The sequence below is a fragment of the Pseudoalteromonas denitrificans DSM 6059 genome, assembly GCF_900112265.1.
Lineage (GTDB): Bacteria > Pseudomonadota > Gammaproteobacteria > Enterobacterales > Alteromonadaceae > Pseudoalteromonas > Pseudoalteromonas denitrificans.
Genome location: NZ_FOLO01000014.1, coordinates 62,359 through 80,933 on the forward strand (window position 1 = coordinate 62,359; position 18,575 = coordinate 80,933).

The 18,575-nt window shown below is 35.4% G+C and carries 18 protein-coding genes; 11 read left to right on the forward strand and 7 right to left on the reverse strand.

Annotated elements, in window-relative coordinates; all coding sequences use genetic code 11:
- Positions 1-34: 34 nt before the first annotated feature.
- Positions 35-1,108: an AI-2E family transporter gene (locus BM088_RS10900; RefSeq protein WP_091983594.1), complete on the reverse strand. Its 1,074-nt coding sequence runs from the start codon at positions 1,106-1,108 to the stop codon at positions 35-37.
- Between the two features lie 24 nt (positions 1,109-1,132).
- On the reverse strand, positions 1,133-1,408 hold the full coding sequence (locus BM088_RS10905; protein ID WP_091983596.1) for a hypothetical protein: 276 nt from the start codon (positions 1,406-1,408) through the stop codon (positions 1,133-1,135).
- 167 nt (positions 1,409-1,575) lie between these two features.
- Here BM088_RS10905 and BM088_RS10910 point away from each other — a divergent pair, with 167 nt between their 5' ends.
- Genes BM088_RS10910 through BM088_RS10935 form a run of 6 tightly spaced genes read left to right on the forward strand, consistent with a single transcriptional unit; the run spans position 1,576 to position 5,870 of the window.
- The gene (locus tag BM088_RS10910; protein ID WP_091983598.1) at positions 1,576-2,241 is read left to right on the forward strand and encodes a hypothetical protein; all 666 of its coding nucleotides are present in this window, start codon (positions 1,576-1,578) and stop codon (positions 2,239-2,241) included.
- 1 nt (position 2,242) lies between these two features.
- Complete coding sequence (gene bepA / locus BM088_RS10915; RefSeq protein WP_091983600.1) at positions 2,243-3,691, forward strand: beta-barrel assembly-enhancing protease; 1,449 nt, start codon at positions 2,243-2,245, stop codon at positions 3,689-3,691.
- A gap of 60 nt (positions 3,692-3,751) precedes the next feature.
- The gene (gene arsC, locus BM088_RS10920) at positions 3,752-4,099 is read left to right on the forward strand and encodes an arsenate reductase (glutaredoxin) (RefSeq protein ID WP_091983601.1); all 348 of its coding nucleotides are present in this window, start codon (positions 3,752-3,754) and stop codon (positions 4,097-4,099) included.
- The gene (wrbA, locus tag BM088_RS10925) at positions 4,099-4,653 is read left to right on the forward strand and encodes an NAD(P)H:quinone oxidoreductase (RefSeq protein ID WP_091983603.1); all 555 of its coding nucleotides are present in this window, start codon (positions 4,099-4,101) and stop codon (positions 4,651-4,653) included. The genes arsC and wrbA overlap by 1 nt, the downstream gene beginning before the upstream one ends.
- Before the next feature lies 1 nt (position 4,654).
- Positions 4,655-5,080 (forward strand): DUF2069 domain-containing protein, encoded by a 426-nt coding sequence (locus tag BM088_RS10930; RefSeq protein ID WP_091983605.1) that lies wholly within the window; start codon positions 4,655-4,657, stop codon positions 5,078-5,080.
- Between the two features lie 16 nt (positions 5,081-5,096).
- The gene (locus BM088_RS10935) at positions 5,097-5,870 is read left to right on the forward strand and encodes an ElyC/SanA/YdcF family protein (RefSeq protein ID WP_091983606.1); all 774 of its coding nucleotides are present in this window, start codon (positions 5,097-5,099) and stop codon (positions 5,868-5,870) included.
- A gap of 36 nt (positions 5,871-5,906) precedes the next feature.
- Here the strand turns inward: BM088_RS10935 and BM088_RS10940 are convergent, their stop codons facing one another.
- Positions 5,907-6,662 (reverse strand): Nif3-like dinuclear metal center hexameric protein, encoded by a 756-nt coding sequence (locus tag BM088_RS10940; RefSeq protein ID WP_091983608.1) that lies wholly within the window; start codon positions 6,660-6,662, stop codon positions 5,907-5,909.
- A 143-nt stretch (positions 6,663-6,805) separates the two neighbouring features.
- On the opposite strand from BM088_RS10940, the gene BM088_RS10945 reads away from it, so the two are divergent.
- Positions 6,806-7,189 carry a hypothetical protein gene (locus tag BM088_RS10945; protein ID WP_091983610.1) on the forward strand — a complete coding sequence of 128 codons (384 nt, stop codon included), beginning with the start codon at positions 6,806-6,808 and terminating at the stop codon, positions 7,187-7,189.
- A 101-nt stretch (positions 7,190-7,290) separates the two neighbouring features.
- Here the strand turns inward: BM088_RS10945 and BM088_RS10950 are convergent, their stop codons facing one another.
- The 3 genes from BM088_RS10950 to BM088_RS10960 form a co-directional block, all read right to left on the reverse strand.
- A complete protein-coding gene (locus BM088_RS10950; protein WP_091983612.1) occupies positions 7,291-10,491 on the reverse strand; it encodes an amidohydrolase family protein in 3,201 nt (1,066 codons plus the stop codon).
- A 163-nt stretch (positions 10,492-10,654) separates the two neighbouring features.
- Entirely contained in the window at positions 10,655-11,383 is a 729-nt protein-coding gene (locus BM088_RS10955) for a LytR/AlgR family response regulator transcription factor (protein ID WP_091983614.1), read from the reverse strand.
- On the reverse strand, positions 11,383-13,098 hold the full coding sequence (locus BM088_RS10960) for a sensor histidine kinase (protein WP_091983615.1): 1,716 nt from the start codon (positions 13,096-13,098) through the stop codon (positions 11,383-11,385). The genes BM088_RS10955 and BM088_RS10960 overlap by 1 nt, the downstream gene beginning before the upstream one ends.
- A 133-nt stretch (positions 13,099-13,231) precedes the next feature.
- Between BM088_RS10960 and BM088_RS10965 the strand changes: the two genes are divergently transcribed.
- Positions 13,232-14,665, forward strand: a complete 1,434-nt coding sequence (locus BM088_RS10965; RefSeq protein WP_177208019.1) for an alpha/beta fold hydrolase — start codon at positions 13,232-13,234, stop codon at positions 14,663-14,665.
- Between the two features lie 61 nt (positions 14,666-14,726).
- Here the strand turns inward: BM088_RS10965 and BM088_RS10970 are convergent, their stop codons facing one another.
- Positions 14,727-15,551: a M90 family metallopeptidase gene (locus tag BM088_RS10970; protein ID WP_091983619.1), complete on the reverse strand. Its 825-nt coding sequence runs from the start codon at positions 15,549-15,551 to the stop codon at positions 14,727-14,729.
- A 469-nt stretch (positions 15,552-16,020) separates the two neighbouring features.
- On the opposite strand from BM088_RS10970, the gene purM reads away from it, so the two are divergent.
- From purM to BM088_RS10990, 3 genes are read left to right on the forward strand one after another with little or no spacing between them, the layout of a single operon-like run.
- A complete protein-coding gene (purM, locus tag BM088_RS10980; RefSeq protein WP_091983623.1) occupies positions 16,021-17,073 on the forward strand; it encodes a phosphoribosylformylglycinamidine cyclo-ligase in 1,053 nt (350 codons plus the stop codon).
- The gene (gene purN / locus BM088_RS10985; RefSeq protein ID WP_091983625.1) at positions 17,073-17,717 is read left to right on the forward strand and encodes a phosphoribosylglycinamide formyltransferase; all 645 of its coding nucleotides are present in this window, start codon (positions 17,073-17,075) and stop codon (positions 17,715-17,717) included. The genes purM and purN overlap by 1 nt, the downstream gene beginning before the upstream one ends.
- Positions 17,665-18,447: a DUF3108 domain-containing protein gene (locus tag BM088_RS10990; protein ID WP_091983627.1), complete on the forward strand. Its 783-nt coding sequence runs from the start codon at positions 17,665-17,667 to the stop codon at positions 18,445-18,447. The genes purN and BM088_RS10990 overlap by 53 nt, the downstream gene beginning before the upstream one ends.
- Positions 18,448-18,575: the final 128 nt, after the last annotated feature.

The window sequence follows — 18,575 nt, forward strand, 5'->3', positions numbered from 1 at the left end:
TGCGCTAATTAAAATCTTAATTAGCGCAGTGCCATCATTCAAACTCTTGAACAAACTCTTTGTCTTGTGTCGTCCAAGCATTTACTAAAGCCCGTACTAATGATGCTAATGGTATCGCAAAAAACACCCCCCAGAAGCCCCATAAACCGCCAAAAAATAATACGGCAACAATAATATAAACAGGGTTTAAATCAACAGCTTCAGAAAATAGCAAAGGCACGAGCACATTACCATCAAGCGCCTGAATGACACCATAAGCAATAATGAGATACCAAAACTCAGGTGTTAAACCAAATTGAAATAATGCAACAGCAGCAACAGGAATCGTCACAAGCGCAGCACCAACAAAAGGGATCAAAACCGACAGACCAACTAATACACTCAGTAATGCCGCATATCTTAAATCAAAAATGGCAAATGCGATAAAAGATACACCACCAATAATCACGATTTCTATTACTTTCCCACGAATATAATTCATTATTTGCTGATTCATTTCATGCCAGACCTGGGTTATCAAACGCCTTTGTTTTGGTAAAAAAGTTTCAATACCTGATGTTAATTCAACTTTATCTTTAAGCATGAAGAACACTAATAAAGGTACTAATATTAAATATATCATCCAAGCAACAACATCTTTTAATGACGTTAATGAGAAAGACAATACCTGCTGACTAAATTCAATTACTTTATTTTCAACACTTGTCATAACATTTTGTATTTGTGTGCCATTAATCAGTTCTGGATATTGTGTAGGCAAATGCATTAAAAATGACTTACCCTGTTCAAGCATATTTGGCGCTTCTTGAAACAAATTTGCAGTTTGTTGCCACAGTACTGGAACCATAATCACAAAAACACCAACCAAAATACCTGCAAATGTTAATATAACAGTTGCACACGCAGTCAGTCGCGCTAACCCTAGACTTTGCAGCTTAAGTACTGGCCATTCCAAAAGGTATGCAATCACCAAAGCAACAAGCACTGGAATAATTAATGAACCTACAAAATATAAAAATGCTATGAGCACAGTTAATAATAATAATAATGTCACCGAATGTGGATCTGAGAATTTACGTTCGTACCAAGATTTCAAATATTCAAACACTTATTTATTTCCTCTGCAAAGACCTTAGTGATTTTTTAAATTGACGAGTAATTCTTTATTGTGCATATAGCAATTAATTTGATATTTAAATCGATGTAATTTTAAATAATTTTCTATATCAGTGATGTCGACCTCTTGAAGATGCAAAAATGTAATTACGTGACACAATTCATCTTCTTGTGTCATTTCACCGGTTAATGTTAATTGTTGATTGTTTTTAGCTATAACTCTTTTTAATTGGTACTTAAATTGAACAAATAACTGTGGGCATTGATACGGCGTTAAATCAAATTTAATCATTGAATTTACAATTATTTCAAAATATAAAATGATAATAACGGCAAATTTGATTAAAAGAAAATAAACCGTAATTTAAAGCTCTTTTTTAAAGGGTTCATCACTCAAATCTATACCAATTAAGTGCAATGCATTATGCTTAAGGTAGTTAAGGAATAAGTATAAGTTTAATGACAATGCAAAATGATAAAGCAAACTTGCCAGATAACCCAACGTTGAAAGATGTGAACTGGTATAAAAAACAATTAAACTGGGGAGAGCTACCCCCATTTTATCATTTAGTTGCTTCATCATTAGGAGAATCTGAAGGTATTTTAACTCATGGCTTTGATACGGCTATTAAACGTATCATAGATAAACGCAATTGGAATATCCCTTTACTTGGAGGTTATTTAGATAACTCGGGTAAAATTATTTGTGAAAATAAACCAAGATTAGCGCTATATCAGGTATTCACAAATAGAGGGTTTGAATTACAAGTTTACCCTTTAGCAAAAGACTTAGAGATTAATCAATATGTAAAAGACAATAAATTAATGGAGTTTATGCTTTGGGATCCCCATTCTATGAGACTCATTCTCAGAATTAATCAATTACATAAATATATTCAGTTTTATTTTCAACGCGGTGATGAAGCAGATAAAGCATTGATCATACATGCACATAAAGTTGTGCACAGAATAGTTGAGTTTTTGAAACAAGAATTGAACATTATTAAAATAGATGGGGTCTCAATCAAACGCTATTATGATTTATGTGAAAAAGAAACATCAGTAGATCAAGATGAACTTATGCTTGCAAGTCTAATTATGAATGAACAAACCAAAAAGGAATAAAATGAAAAAAAACAGAAAACTTTCGTTGTTGATGATAGGTTCCTTATTTTTATCAGCCCCTCTAATAGCACAATCAAACTTTAAGCTTCCCGATTTAGGAACGTCTGCACTTCAAGTTTTACCTTTGGAAAAAGAAAAAGCCATCGGTGAGATCATGATGATGAAAATTCGCAGTTCATCACCCGTTATTCAAGACCCATTATTAGATGAATATCTCACCAGCCTAGGAAACAGGTTGGTTGCCCATGCTGACGACATACGTTTTCCTTTTGATTTTTTTTGGATCAAAAATAATGAAATCAATGCTTTTGCTTTTTATGGTGGTCATGTAGGCGTTCATGTGGGTTTAATAGCCAAATCTGATAGTGAAAGTCAGTTTGCATCTGTATTAGGTCATGAAATTGCACATGTGACTCAAAGGCATTTAGCCCGACGATTACAAAAACAACAAGATAATGCGGGCTTAACATTAGCCGGCATGGTTGCAGGTCTATTAACAACAATAGTCAACCCAGAAGCAGGTTTGGCCATTATTTCAGCCAATCAAACTCAAAGCATGTTAAGCCAAATGACACATAGTCGTGGCGCAGAGCAAGAAGCCGACCGTATAGGCATGACAATACTTAATAACGCAGGGTTTGACCCCAGAGCTTCCAGTGAGTTTTTAGCTAAACTTTCGGCACAAATGCGCTTTAAGAAAAAGCCGCCAGTTTTTTTACTTTCTCATCCATTACCAGATAGCCGAGTATCTGACATACGATTAAGGGCACAACAATATGAAGAACGCTTTATCGACTCAAACCTTGAATTTTTACTCACTAAAAGTCGGATAATCGCTCGGTTCACCTCAACACCTGAAAAAGCTGAACAACAATTTAGAATGGATATCAAAAAACATCAATTTTCAGACAGAACGGCGGCTAAATATGGACTAGCATTATCTTTAATTGATCAAAAGAAACTAAAAGAAGCTGAAGTTATTTTAACTAAGTTATTAAAGTCAGACCCGTCTAATTTATTTTATCTAGACAGTAAAACGGATCTTCTATTAGCACAAAAAAATACACAAGCCGCTTTAACTTTACTAAAAGAGCACTACCAGCTAAAACCGAACAATCAGGTGATCACCTTAAATTATGCCAATGCAGCGATTGAAGCTAAAGACTACGCATTAGCCGAACGTCTATTAAAATATTTTTTATTAGATAAACCAAATCACCCATTAGGCAAAGATTTAATGGCTCTTACCTATAAAGAACAAAAAAATAAATCAGCATATCACGAAACTCGAGCCAGTATCATGGTAGATCATGGCGCATTTCAACAAGCTTCTGATGAAGTTCAAAAAGCACTTAACTTCATTGAAAAAACCGATGATATTAAGCGCCAACGCCTCAAAGCACTACTAAAACAATACCGACAAATGCAAAAAGAGCTAGCAAAGCTTTAATTATCACATCGCTTTGTCTAAAATAGCGCACCTTGCGCTATTTTTTATTTAGGATTTAAGATGACTATTCAAATTTATCACAACCCAAGATGCTCTAAGTCTCGTCAAACACTGGCTTTACTAGAAGAAAACAATATCACTCCTGATGTTATTGAGTATTTAAAAACAACACCAACAGCTCAAGAAGTTAATGCATTAATCACTAAATTAGGTTTTGAATCTGCACGCCAACTAATGCGTACGAAAGAAGATTTGTATAAAGAATTAAACCTTAAAGATGAAACAAATGAAGATGCCCTGATTAATGCCATGACTAACAACCCTAAATTAATTGAACGCCCTATTGTTATAAATGGTGATAAAGCGGCCATTGGTCGTCCGCCAGAAAGTATATTAGATATCATCTAATGTCTTATATTTTAGTACTTTACCATTCTAGCCATGGTTCAGTAAAAAGCATGGCACATGAGATTTGTGATGCAATATCAAGTACGGGTATGCAAATAAAATTACGTACCTTTGTAAAACAATCAAACTCTGACTTGGTTGTTAGCCAAGATGATTTAATGCATTGCCAGGCACTTGCTTTTGGCAGCCCGACACGTTTTGGTATGATGGCATCGCAAGCAAAATTATTTTGGGAAAATACCAGTGAATTATGGTTAAAAGGCAGGTTAATTGATAAACCAGCCAGTGTATTCACATCAAGTAGTAGTATGCATGGCGGTAATGAAAGTACTTTACTTACTTTATCTTTACCTTTATTACATCACGGCATGATGTTACTAGGTGTGCCCTATGATATTCCAGAGTTATCAAGTACACAAAGTGGCGGAACTCCTTACGGAGCAAGCCATGTCTCAGGTTTAAGTAATGATACTAAACTCAGTAAACATGAAATAAAAATATGCCATTCTGTCGGGCACAGGCTTGCTAAAATTACTCAACAATTGAATAAGTGATATGATCAAAAAACATAGTAAAACTAAAAACTTTCAACGCCTTGCATTATTTGGTTATATTGGCTTACTGATCTTAATGCCTTTATGGTTATTTTATATCGCCCCCCGAGAAGGCCACAGCAATGGCTTTATTTTTATGATTTATATTCTACCTTTATTATTACCACTTAAAGGTATCATTCAAGACAAAATATATACCTATGCTTGGGCTAACTTTATCGTAATGATTTATTTTCTTCATTCACTCACCCTACTCTATGTTGCGCTTGATATTTGGGTATTGCTTGAACTCATATTTGCAACTAGCATGTTTATTGGTTGCACCTACTATTCAAAATATAGAGGTCAAGAACTTGGTTTGAGAATTAGAAAATTAAAAGAAGAACTCGCAGAAGAAAAAACAGCTCACGAGCATCATAAAAACTAAAATAATTAGATAAACTATGACTTTATTTGAATTAAAAAAAATACTTGGCAGTTTATTAATGCCATTACCTATATTATTTTCCATGATTATCATTGGTTTATTATTTATTTTTTTTAAAAAAAATAAATGCGGTTTGTTTTTATGTTTACCTGCAATATTAACTCTGATCTTGTTGAGTTTGCCTGTCGTCACTCAGCAGTTAATCTCAACAGCAGAAAACCGCTATTCTACTTTTAACAAACAAAAACACGCAAAGCTTCATTATATTGTTGTTCTTGGTTGCCAGGTAAAACCTCATAAGGGACGTCCTGCTAATTCACAATTAGGAGCCTGTTCTTTAGCACGTCTAGTCGAAGGCCTGCGAATCGCAAGACTATACCCTTATGCCAAGCTCGTTTTATCAGGATTTTCCATCAATAATACAAGCAGTAGCGTTCTATTAAAAAAGACAGCTTTAAGTCTAGGTTTACATCATACCCGTATTATTACCAACCCCAGAGCAAAAGACACTGCTGAAGAGGCAAAGCAACTCGCTTATAAATTAATAGATGCCAAAGTTGCTCTCGTTACTTCCGCTGCACATATGAGCCGTGCAGCTGATTTATTTAAACAACAAGGCATAGATGTAATTGCTGCTCCAACTGATTATTATGCTTTAAATTTACAAGCCAGTTGGCAACAGTTTATTCCAAATTCAGAGGCTCTATCTGCAGCTACAGCCCATCAACATGAATTAATAGGCTCTTGGTGGATCATAATAAAGCGACTATACGACCCTGAGTCAATCTGAAACTTTAAATATCGCTAATAATTTTACAGATTAAGTTCAAACTGGATTATCAATATCAATAAATGTTACATCTAAGTGATATTCGTTTGCTAGATACTCCCCAAGTGCCTTGATACCGTATCTTTCGGTGGCATGGTGTCCTGCGGCAAAAAAATCAATATTTTGCTCTCTTGAGCTATGGATCGTTTGTTCTGAGGCTTCTCCAGTCAGATACGCATCAATACCTTGCTGGGCAGCCAAATCGATATACCCTTGACCACCTCCTGTACACCAAGCGATGCTTTCAATTTTTTTATCTCTCACAATTGAAGTAACAGGTTTGCGATTTAATACAGTAGCAATTTTTTGTGCAAATTCCTCTGCTGTCAATGGTGTATTTAAAATGCCTTTTACTGGCACACTTTTAGATGAACCAAGCTCTAAACCTGCTTCATACGTAATATCGAGTAATTTCGCTAATTGTGCGTTATTCCCAAGTGTCGGATGAACATCTAACGGTAAGTGATAAGCAATTAAATTAATATCATGTTTTAGTAAAGCTGCAATACGTTTTTTCTTCATACCAACAATTTCTGGATTTTCACCTTTCCAAAAGAAGCCATGATGAACTATGATAGCATCAGCCTTTTGCAAAATTGCAGCATCAATCAATGCTTGTGATGCGGTAACGCCCGTCACTACTTTTTTGATATTGTCAGTACCTTCAACTTGTAAACCATTAGGGCAAAAATCTCTGATGGTATGGGGTTCTAACAAAATATTGAGCTGTGAGATTAAATCAATACGTTTCATAAATTTTCAATTTTATCTATAGATAAGCGAAATTGTCCCGTTTACTTGATCAAAAATAAAGAAAAACCTGAAAAAATTGATAATTGGTTCAAAAGTCGGTATAAAAGCCGCTGCAACAAATTTAACAAAAACTAGGAATTATGATGAGCAAACTTGATAAAGCACAAGTTTTAGAAGATTTTGACAAAGCATATCAAGCAGTAAATGGCAAACAACCTGAAGTTGTTGCTAAAGCTGGATGGTACAGTGTAGATGGTGGCAAAAATATGCGCCTGGCTGATCTTGCCGCTTTAACCGAAGAACTTTCATCAGGTACTTCAACAGAAGCACCTAAAGAAGCTGCTAAGCCTGCTAAAAAGGCTGCCGCAAAACCTGCTAAAAAAACAGCTGCTAAACCAGTAGAAATCAAAGATAAAGGCATGGTTATCGTTAAAAATAACGAAGACGGTTATACTGCAGAAGAGTTTTGGATTGTATATTTAGCAGAAAAAGACCACGATTGTCGTTTACCACAAGGCATCGTTTAAATTTATTAAATATCAATTTAATAACAAAAAGGCTGCAATTAAATTGCAGCCTTTTTTGTTTTTAAATATTCAATGGACTCAAATAAATTTCTACAACAAGCTTATTTTTCAAAATATAAATCTTCTCTTTGTTTTTTTCCAAGTTCTTGCATAGTAGAAGAATCAAATAAACGGCCATTGATCATGGTATAGCTAACTTTATCAGTTACGCGTATATCAGTTAGCGGGTTGCCATCGATTATCATTAAATCAGCAAGTTTTCCCACTTCTAAAGAACCAATATTTTTATCCAGCCCTAAATATCGGGCCGGATCAAGCGTTGCCGCACGAATTGTTTCAAGCCCTGTCATCCCCCCTTGTGCAAACATCCACATTTCCCAATGCGCTCCTAAACCCTCACGTTGTCCATGTGCGCCTAAGTTTACAATAACACCTTCATCCTGTAGTTCCGCAGCCACACGTGCATTATTAAAATGGTTATAATGGTGTTCTGGTGCTTTAGGACGTCTCATAGAGCGAGGTTGTAACAGCTCTTTTGGTACAAATTTTGATAGTATTGGGTGATTCCAAACATCCGTTTTGTCATACCAATAGTTTTCTCCCCAAATACCACCGTAGCCAACGACCAATGTAGGTGTATAACCCACTTCACTTTGACCCCACATTTGTTTTACATCATTATAAATATTTGCAACTGGAATAGAGTGTTCTACTCCAGTATGGCCATCTGCAACCATAGTTAAGTTATGTTGCAATAATGAGCCACCTTCTGGCACAACCATCATACGCAACTCTCGACCAGCCTGAATGATTTGTTGACGCTGCTCTCGACGAGGTTGATTATAAGATTTCACACTAAAAGCACCTACTTTTTGTAAGCGCTCTAAATGAAATTTTGCATCTTCTAATGAATCAACATGTGAAGTATAACCTGGACCATTAGCACCATATAAAATAGTACCTGTAGAAAAAATGCGCGGCCCTACAATCGTGCCAGCCTTTTGCATCTCGCTTGCAGCAAAAATCTCAGTAGTATCATTTGATGGATCATGAATCGTCGTTACACCTAAAGCTAAACCCGCTAAGTTTTTCCAGTTCTGCTGTGGAATAATCTCATTAGAAGCTTGAGAGCCATGGGCGTGAGCATCAACGATACCTGGCATAATCGTTTTACCAGATACATCAACTATTTTTGCACCTTTAGGAATATTTATTTCAGCTGTCGTACCTACTGCTTTTATGTGCTTACCATCCGTTATTAAAACACCATTTTCAATGACACTATCACCTTTCATAGTAATAATACGGGCACCTGTAAGTGCAATTATGCCTTTCGGTGCATGCATTGATTGTTTAAAACCGATGTTTTCACCATTTTTAACTTTAAAATCATTGTCTGACTTTTTGATGTCAAAAATACCTGATAAATCGCTATGGTAAAGTTCTGGACCCAGAGACCAATATAGTTTGTCACTATCACGACTCCAGCTAATATTTTCTCCTGCGCGTACTGATAATTGCTCAATTGGGAATTGCTCAGCTTTAGGTCCTATATTAATTGTTTTTCCATTTTCAACTAAAGGTGTAACAAATACTTTAAAACGCTCTGCAAAAGCTAAATATTGACCATCAGGTGATACTCTAAATTCTGTTGCAAGTTTAGACTCATAAAGTGTACGTTCTTTTTTAGAATCAAGTTCCACCATTAATAAACTTGGCTTAGGGTAGCCATCTAATAAGTATATTTTGTTTTCGCTTTTTCCAAACTGAGGCTGAGATCCTGACTTAGTAATAAACTCAGATTTACCACCTTTTGATGGCACAGTGTAAATCCCCGGCTTTAATGACCAATCAGGGCTTAAAATAGAGCCTCCTTCTATTTTTCTATAGGCTAACGTTTTACCATTAGGACTAAATACTGGCTCTACATACTTACCAGTCTCTTTTACAATCGTTTTTCCTTTACCATTTCGGGTAGAGACAATACGAACGGTTCCTTGTTCTTTATCATCCCACGTTGTATATGCTATTTTTTTGCCATCACGAGAAAATGTTGGAAAGAACTCAAAATGTGAATTTTGCTTTGTTAAACGTTTCACTTTTCCTGAGCTTAAATCCCTTTTATAAATATGCCCCATCGCCTCAAATAATGCCGTTTTGCCATCGGGAGAGACTTGTACGTTTCTCAACATTTTCACGTCAAATTTTTCTGTATCTAAATTTTGTGTAAAACGTAATGCCTTTTGTAATTTTTTAGTGGTGTGTATTTTAAATGGCACATCTGATACAGATTTATCAGATACATTTAATTTATGAATTTTTCCCGCAGCCCAAAATACGAGATCTTCACTGTCTGGCGTCCATGCTATATTGGTATAAACACCATGAATCGCCCACGTTTCTTGCATATCTCGTTCTAATTTATCGTATACCTTAGTATGTTTTCCTGACTCTAAATCATATAAATAAAGACTCGTTTGAAAATCATCGCGTTTAATATAAGCCAATGTTTTACCATCAGGTGATGGTGTTGGTCTGATAGCTCCGCCCATACCTGAAATGATTGTTTCAATTTCACCCGTTTTACGCTCATAACGTTTAATTTTGTAAATACCCGCTGTAGCGTCTTTAGAATAATGAAACGTTTTTCCTGGTGTAGCATCTTGTGAAAAGTAAACATATTTACCATCAGGTGAAAAAGCCGGTTCACCTAAATCTTTTTGATCATTAGGACGCTTTGTTAATTGCATGCCTTTACCACCCGCTTTGTGATAAATCCATACTTCCCCTGCACCTAAAGAACGTGTATCAGTAAAATGTTTACGGGCAACAATAAAATCACCATCAGGGCTCCAAGCAGGACTATTTAATAATCGAAAAGTTTCTTTGGTGACCGCTTTGGCATTTTTACCATCTAGGTCCATTATCCAAATATTATCTCCTCCATCAGCATCCGATGTAAAAGCAATATGCTTGCCATCAGGGCTAAATTTAGGTTGCATTTGCCAAGCAATATCAGAAGTTAATTGTGTGGCTTTTTCACCTTTATTACCATTTAATGGCATAGAATAAATATCACCTAACAGATCAAAGATAACCGTTTTTCCATCAGGGCTCACATCAACATTCATCCAAGTTCCCTGTTCCACAGAGATACTGGCATCAATAAACTGACCTTGTGGTGCATCAACAGACCAAGTTAATTTTTCATCTTCTTTTTTATTTTTGTCAGTTGCATAGCTTTGACTACTCAAAGCCAAAGATATCGACAATGCTAATGCTGTTTTAATGGTGTTTTTCATTTTTAGACTCATTGTTAATTTGTATTTTTTAAATTATTTTCCGTTTTGATTTGAACACCATTGCATTAAAATTTCTATCAATATCGTTGAATCAACTGAATTTAACGATAGATTTATATCTAAATTTAGGAGGTTTTATGTAAAATTTAATTTATACAAGGTTTTAAGAAAATAAAGACTTTACTTCTTGATAACGGCTGCGACTAAGGGGCACTTCAATTTCACCTTCTATTAATAACTGATAACTTGCACCTGAGCCAATTTTAAGTCGTTTAACTTTATTGATATTAACAATATAAGAACGATGAACTCGTATAAATTGTTTAGGTAATAACATGGAAAGTTTATCGATAGATTTGTCATGTAAAGCGACATCATGTGGGGCTAAGTTAAGTTGTGTATAGTGTAACTTGACATAATGCAGTTGAGTGTAATGACCATCAGCTTTTATAAAACTAATGTCAGATATTTTGATAAAAGATAAGCCATCATGCTTTTTAACCGCTAATTGTTTTAGGTCATGACTTGCATGACTCGTTTTATCAGTAAATCGAGATAACGCTACTTCTAAGCGCTCATATTTAAAAGGTTTAGCAACAAAATCAAGAACGCCATATTCAAATGCTATAATCGCTTGTTCGCTATAAGCTGATACTATAATGGTATGAAAACTTTGCGCTGTTATCTCTTTTAATAAATCAAAACCATTTTCACCATGTAAATTTAAATCTAACATTAACAAATCAATACTATGTTCAATTAAATAATTACTGGCATCTTCAATATCATCAAACCATTTTATAATGGGTTTGCCAGCAACCAGTATTTGTCCTATTTGTCTTTTTAAACGCTGCGCTATAACGGGTTCATCTTCAACAATAACAATATGCATTATTCCCCCTCGTCTAGTTCAACATTTTTTATCAAAGGAAATTTAATCCTGGTTTGCCAAGTATCATTTTTCGCTGCAGACTCAAAAATCCAATTATGATTAAAGCTCTCAGTTAGGCGGGTTTTAATATAATTCTCCCCTATTCCTGAGCCCTGATGATTGTTATTTCTAAAAGGCGTGATAACTTTAATATCTATTTTTTCTGTTGTTTTTATTTGTATATCAAAAGAGTCACCATTTTTAATTCGATTATGAGAAAAAGCATTTTCTATAATAGTATGTATGATTGCAGGGGGAACTAAAAAGTCACTTTCGATTACTTCAATATTGAGTTGTATGTTCTTTTGATATCTGTATTGCATTATTTCAAAATGTTTTTGACAAAGCGCCACCTCATTTGACCAAGGAACCAGTTTTTGCTGCGACATTAGATTTAATAAACGAAATTCATCCGCTAAGGCATCTATAAATTTAACAGCCAATTTTGGTTCAGTTTCAACCCACTCAACAATTAAAGTTAAGCTATTCATCAAAAAGTGAGGTTGCAGGTTTCGCCTTAACATTTGCGCTTCTAATCTTAAAGATTGCATGGCTTTTGAACGCTCTTGCCCAAACTGCACTATCAAACTATATAAATTGGCTAACGCGATAAAAGAAAATAAAGCCGCAAACCATTTATCAATAAAAGAAAAAGGTAAAACTATCATAAGGGTAAAACCTGCACTTAATATACTTAAATGGACTAATGAACTCGACTGTTTTTTTCTAAATGCCTGTGCATTAATAAATAAAGAAATAAATAAAGCCAAGACAAAAATTGATAAACTTTTTATATCATAACTTGGTGTAAATAATGCTAAACCAATAAAGCAGATCAAACTGAAACCTAACCAAGTTACTTTTTGTTTTACCTGATAATAAAATAAATAATAAGCAATCAACGCCATGCCTGTTAACAGCACATTTGTGATAATAATTCTAAGCCTTACAATATGAAAATCCCAAGGATAGTTCCAAAAATACTTTATAACCTCTAAGCCTATTAAAGACCCTGAAAATAAGCATAAACAGCTAAAAATAATATATGCAGGTCTTTTTTCATATAAAAAATATATTAAAGCAAAAAATACAGTTAGCAAAAACATAGCACCACAGAGCATTAGCGGGATCAGTTTTTGTTGAAAGTTAATATCTTGTTTTACATTTTTAGATGTTATAAACATCCCATAATAAATAGCATGCATATCCTCAATATGATGATAGGTAGAAAGCTCAATACTCAGTAAATGCGCTCCTTGTGATAATTCAGCTTGTGATAAAGGCGCCATCATTTCTATCGGACCAACTTGCTCTAAACTTAGGTCAACACCAGGTTTACCTTTATCAGCAATAAACTTACCATCCCAATAGAATTTTGCCGAGCCTAAGAATATGGCCCTGAGAATTGTATATCGCGGTACTTGGCTTTTATTTACGTTCACAGGTATTCGAATACAATAATGCTGATGTTCTGAAATGAGAGATAAGTTTAACTTCGACCAATCACTATCATCTAAATATATGTCGTGACAATTTGCGACAGTACCATTTGAAACACGCGCATCTTGACCTAATGACTGAAAGTAATTAGCAGGTTGCACTTTGGTTTCTTGGGCTATTGCTTTTGTACTTAATAACAAGAATACAAAAGTAATTAATACGTTATATATTTTCATTTTTGTATTGTAACCACTTTACTCCAAAGATAAATGCACTTGGTGATGCACAGGTGTCATTGGTGCATTTCTAAATCAAGGCATGCTTTTTAACATTAGACTGAACTCAAGATTAACAAACAGAGTCTTTATTATGAAACCACTATTCAACGTTTTATTACCTATTACTTTAATTGTATCAAGCCAATTCAGTGCCAACTCAAAAGCACTATTACCTTATGAATATATTGGTTATAAACAACAAAAAGTAAATGCCCAAATGGGTACTTTTAAAGTGCCAGAGAATAGAAACAACCCAAACTCAAGAGAGCTTACTTTAACTTATGTAAAATTCCCAACAACCAGTAAAACACCGGGTAAACCAATTGTATATTTATCTGGAGGTCCTGGAGGCTCAGCCACAGGCACTGCAAAACGTTCTCGTTTTGAACTTTTTAATAAACTACGTGCCGCTTCAGATGTCATTTTATTTGACCAACGAGGAACCGGACTATCAAATGATTTAAAAAGCTGTAAAGCGACTTCTTTTGATTTAAAAATACCTTCAGTCGAAAAAGAGCTCATGACTCAAACAATTTCTGATGTGAAAACCTGTGTTACCCAATGGCAAAACCAAAATATAGATTTAGATGGATATAATACAAAACAAAATGCAGCTGATCTTGTTGATTTAGCCAAAACGCTTAATACTGATAAAATTAACCTGTGGGGTATAAGCTATGGGTCACATTTAGCTTTTACAGCAGCTAAATATCACCCTGAAATCATTAACCAGATGGTGCTTGCATCATTAGAAGGGTTAGATCATACAATTAAGCAACCAGCACGTGTGCAAACCTTAATTGAAAAAGTATCTTTGATGTTAAAAACAAACCCAGATACTAAAGATAGATATCCAAATTTTTTAGCTGATTTAACACATGTTTTAAAAAATCTAGAAACATCACCACAAGTTATAAATACCCACGATTTTAGAACTAAAAAGCCACTAATTGTTGGCATAGGTAAAATTGATATGCAATTTGCCTTAAGCTTTATATTCTTAATGGACCCTAAATATTTAATACAATTACCTCGTATCATAGCCGATATGAAAAATAATCAGTTCACTGAAATCGCCTCATATATTGCTTATATAAAAGGTATGTCAGCTGAACATACACCTATGAGCTTAGCAATGGATGCCGCTTCTGGTATTTCGAATGAAAGGTGGTCTCAAGTACAAAAACAAGCTAAAACAGCTTTAGTTGGCAGAACAACTAACTTCCCATTTCCAGATATTAACGCTGTATTGCCAGTAACTGACTTAGGAGATGACTTTAGACAAGAGCTACATTCTGATATCCCCACTTTATTTGTATCTGGAACTTTAGATGGGAGAACCTTATACCAAAGCCAAGTTGAATTAGCTGCAAACTTTACTAATGCCAATATGATCACAGTTGAAGGTGGCGGCCATAATGTATTTATGACTTCTCCCGAAATATCAGAACGTGTCTTAGAGTTTTTTAAAGGTCAAAGAGTGCAATCGCATACCATCACTTTAGATCCTATTAAGTTTCAGTAAATCAGTGATCTTAATATCGCAGTTATTCATATTGTGATGACTACGATATTAAGTTAAAAGATTAAACCCACTGCCTAGGGTCAAACTCATAATAATTAAGCATTAACTGATATAACTCAGGATCTTGTTTTTGTAATTGTGAGGGTTTTTCTATAAAGGTTTCGGTTAACACAGCAAAAAACTCAGCTTCATTCGTCGCACCATATTGATGGATCACATTAGGCATGCCATAAGCTAAATGCGTTTTTAATTGATTGAATGCACGATTAAATACTTGCGCCCATTGTTTATAAAGACCAGAGGTTTTCAATTGTGGAGTCCCTGAAGTCAACCCAGTTTGTTGATCTAACTGATGCGCAAATTCGTGAAAAACTAAATTATGACCATCTTCAGGTAAACGATTACCTTCTAAAACATCATGCCATGAAAGCACGAGTGTCCCTCCGGGCCAAGACTCTCCTTGGCGTACGGTTTCGTGAAAACTGACTAAACCTGCACCATCTTTTTTATTTTCTTTAGCATAATAAGCACTCGGATATAACAAAACCTGCTTTACATTTTGATAAATAGGCCAAGGTTTATTTAATACCAATAAACATGCATTTGCAGCTACAACTAAACGCATACCCGCATTGACTTTTAAACCATCTCGGCCTAAAAAGCTGATATTGTCTAAAAACCACAAGATATGTTGCTCTAACTTAGTACGGTCTGCATCTATCATATTTTTATAAATAGGCATTACTTTAAGTAGTAACTTTTTTTGGCTCTTACTCAAAGTGCGACCCATATATTTTTTATGCCAAAAATGCGTTTTAATTTTATTCCATTGCCAATAAGTCACAACAAAAATAATCAGTGTTATTGTTAAAAATATATTAATCATTCAAATACCCTTTCTAAATATACTATATTCATGGGTCTTTAATATTCAGTTTTCAACTGGCTCTTATACCCAAACCATTTCAAGGGACTGAACTCAGTTGGAGTGAAAAACGTTTTAAGCAAGGCGTTAATTGCAGAGAATGACGGATCCCTCTTCAAAATCAATAACGCAGAATAAAGCGCTTCTAAACCAACCCACGGGGCTTCTGAGCAATGAAGGCATATTACCGGTCCATCTTCTTTAAAGGGAATGACCATTTATACAAAGATGCGCCTGAATCATAAATTGCTCAGAAGTTCTGAAACTCGTATCTTGAAGTGGTTTGGGTATATACCGGACAAAAGTCCTTATTTACTTGTGGCATATTAAGCTAACGAACATGCTAAAAGTACTAGCGAGCACCGAACATTTAAGGTAAAATGCGCGCCTTTAAAGACCATCCACCACATACAAATGTTGAGGAATTTCTGTGAGCGAACAAAAACAGTCTCTTAGCTACAAAGACGCGGGCGTTGATATTGACGCTGGTAACGTACTTGTTGAACGTATTAAAGGCGTTGTAAAAAAAACTAAACGTCCTGAAGTAATGGGCGGTATTGGTGGTTTTGGTGCTTTATGCCAAATTCCAGCTGGTTATAAAGAACCTGTATTAGTAGCCGGCACAGATGGTGTAGGTACTAAATTACGTTTAGCAATCGACTTAAAACAACACCAAGGTGTGGGCATTGATTTGGTTGCTATGTGTGTGAATGATCTAATAGTACAAGGTGCTGAACCTTTATTCTTCTTAGATTATTATGCTACGGGAAAATTAGACGTAGATACAGCTGTTGACGTAGTAACAGGTATCGGTGCAGGGTGTGAACTATCAGGTTGTTCTTTAACTGGTGGTGAAACAGCTGAAATGCCAGGCATGTACGAAGGTGAAGATTACGATATCGCTGGTTTCTGTGTCGGTATCGTTGAAAAAGCAAAAATCATTGATGGTACTAAAGTTAAATCTGGCGATCAATTAATCGCATTAGGTTCAAGCGGCCCACATTCAAACGGTTACTCTTTAGTACGTAAAGTGCTAGAAGTATCAGGTGCTGATACTTCAGCTGCATTTGATGGTAAAACATTAGGTGAGCATTTACTTGAGCCTACTCGTATTTACGTTAAGCCAGTATTAGAGCTATTAAAATCTGTTGATGTACATGCATTATCACACATCACAGGAGGCGGTTTCTGGGAAAATATCCCTCGCGTATTACCTGAATCAGCAAAAGCGGTAGTAAAAGGTGATAGCTGGCAATGGCCTGCAATCTTTGACTGGTTACAAGAAAACGGCAATATCACCACACACGAAATGTACCGTACATTTAACTGTGGCGTTGGTATGATTTTAGTTGTTCCAGCTAACGAATTAGAAAACAGCTTAAACATCTTAAAAGAGCAAGGTGAAAACGCTTGGCATATTGGTGAAATCCAAGATGCAACACAAGGTGAAGAGCAAGTTGAAATCGTAGGCGGCACTAAGTAATGGAACGAATGCGCATTGCAGTATTAATTTCAGGTAGCGGCTCAAATTTACAAGCTATCATTGATGCGTGTGAAAAACAGCAGATCAACGGCGACATTGTCGCTGTGATCAGCAACCGTCCAAACGTGTATGGCCTTGAAAGAGCTGAAAAAGCCTCGATTGAAACTGTGGTCTTAGATCACAAGGAATTTGAGTCTCGTGAAGCTTATGATAGTGCCTTAATGGAAAAAATTGATACTTTTACACCAGATCTAGTTGTATTAGCTGGTTTTATGCGTATTCTAACCCCTGGCTTAGTGCAAAAATATAAAGGACAAATGTTGAACATTCATCCTTCTTTATTGCCTAAGTATCAAGGGCTGAATACCCATCAACGAGCAATAGATGCTGGTGATAAAGAACATGGAGTTAGTGTGCACTTCGTGACCGAAGAGTTAGATGGCGGTCCCGTAGTACTTCAGGCAAAAATTAATATTTTACCTGATGATACAGCTGATAGCTTAGCTAAGCGCATACACCAAAAGGAACATATCATCTATCCGTTAGTGGTTCAGTGGTTCAGTGAACAACGACTAACAATGGAAGAAGATAATGCAGTTTTTAATAATAAAAAACTTCCTGCACACGGCGCTGACTACGCTTAAAAAAAGTTTAAAAAATAAAGGTGCTTTAACATTAAGTTTAAGCACCTTAGTTATCCCCTCTAGCTTCGCCAATACAAGCACAGACTTAGCATCTGATTCTGTAAAAGAGTATACAGCTAAATATGATGTACTTCGCAAGGGCGAGCGTTATGGCCGTGCTACTAGGATATTAAAAAAATTAGATAATAATAATTGCCGCATTAGTTACGAAAGTGACATTGAGTGGATGATTTTTTCAGATAAGCGCACTGAAATCTCTACTTTCCCCTGTTACGACAACCATGTTTCTCCTAAAAATTATCAAATGATCCGTACAGGCACTGGCAGAGATAAAAACTATAAAATCAGTTTCGATCGGACTAACAAGCAAGTTTTTAGCAATAAAGAAAAATTCCCTTTAAAACTCATCTGGGATGACCAACTACAAGATGGCATTTCATATCAAGTGCAATTTCGCCGAGATATAAAACAAGGCAAAACAGAATTTGATTACCCGCTTGTTGATAAAAAAGGCCGTGTTCGCCACTATAAATTTCAAGTTGTTGGTAAAGAAACAATTACGCTACCATTTGGTAATGTAGAAACAATTAAAGTAAAACGTCTATATGATAATGATAAACGTCAAGTTTCAGTGTGGTTTGCACCTTCACTTGATTATATGATGGTCAGAACCTGGAAAGGGGAAAAAGGCGTAGAGCAATTTGATATTCAATTAAAGTCTTTGAACTGAAATACCGCAATATATAAATAAAACTTATAAACGGGACTAATCCAGCTTACGTCCCGTTTTTTTATAAAATTTTACGCTCTTTTTAAATAAATCAAATCCTCGAAAAATCCATGCCTACATCAGGTTTA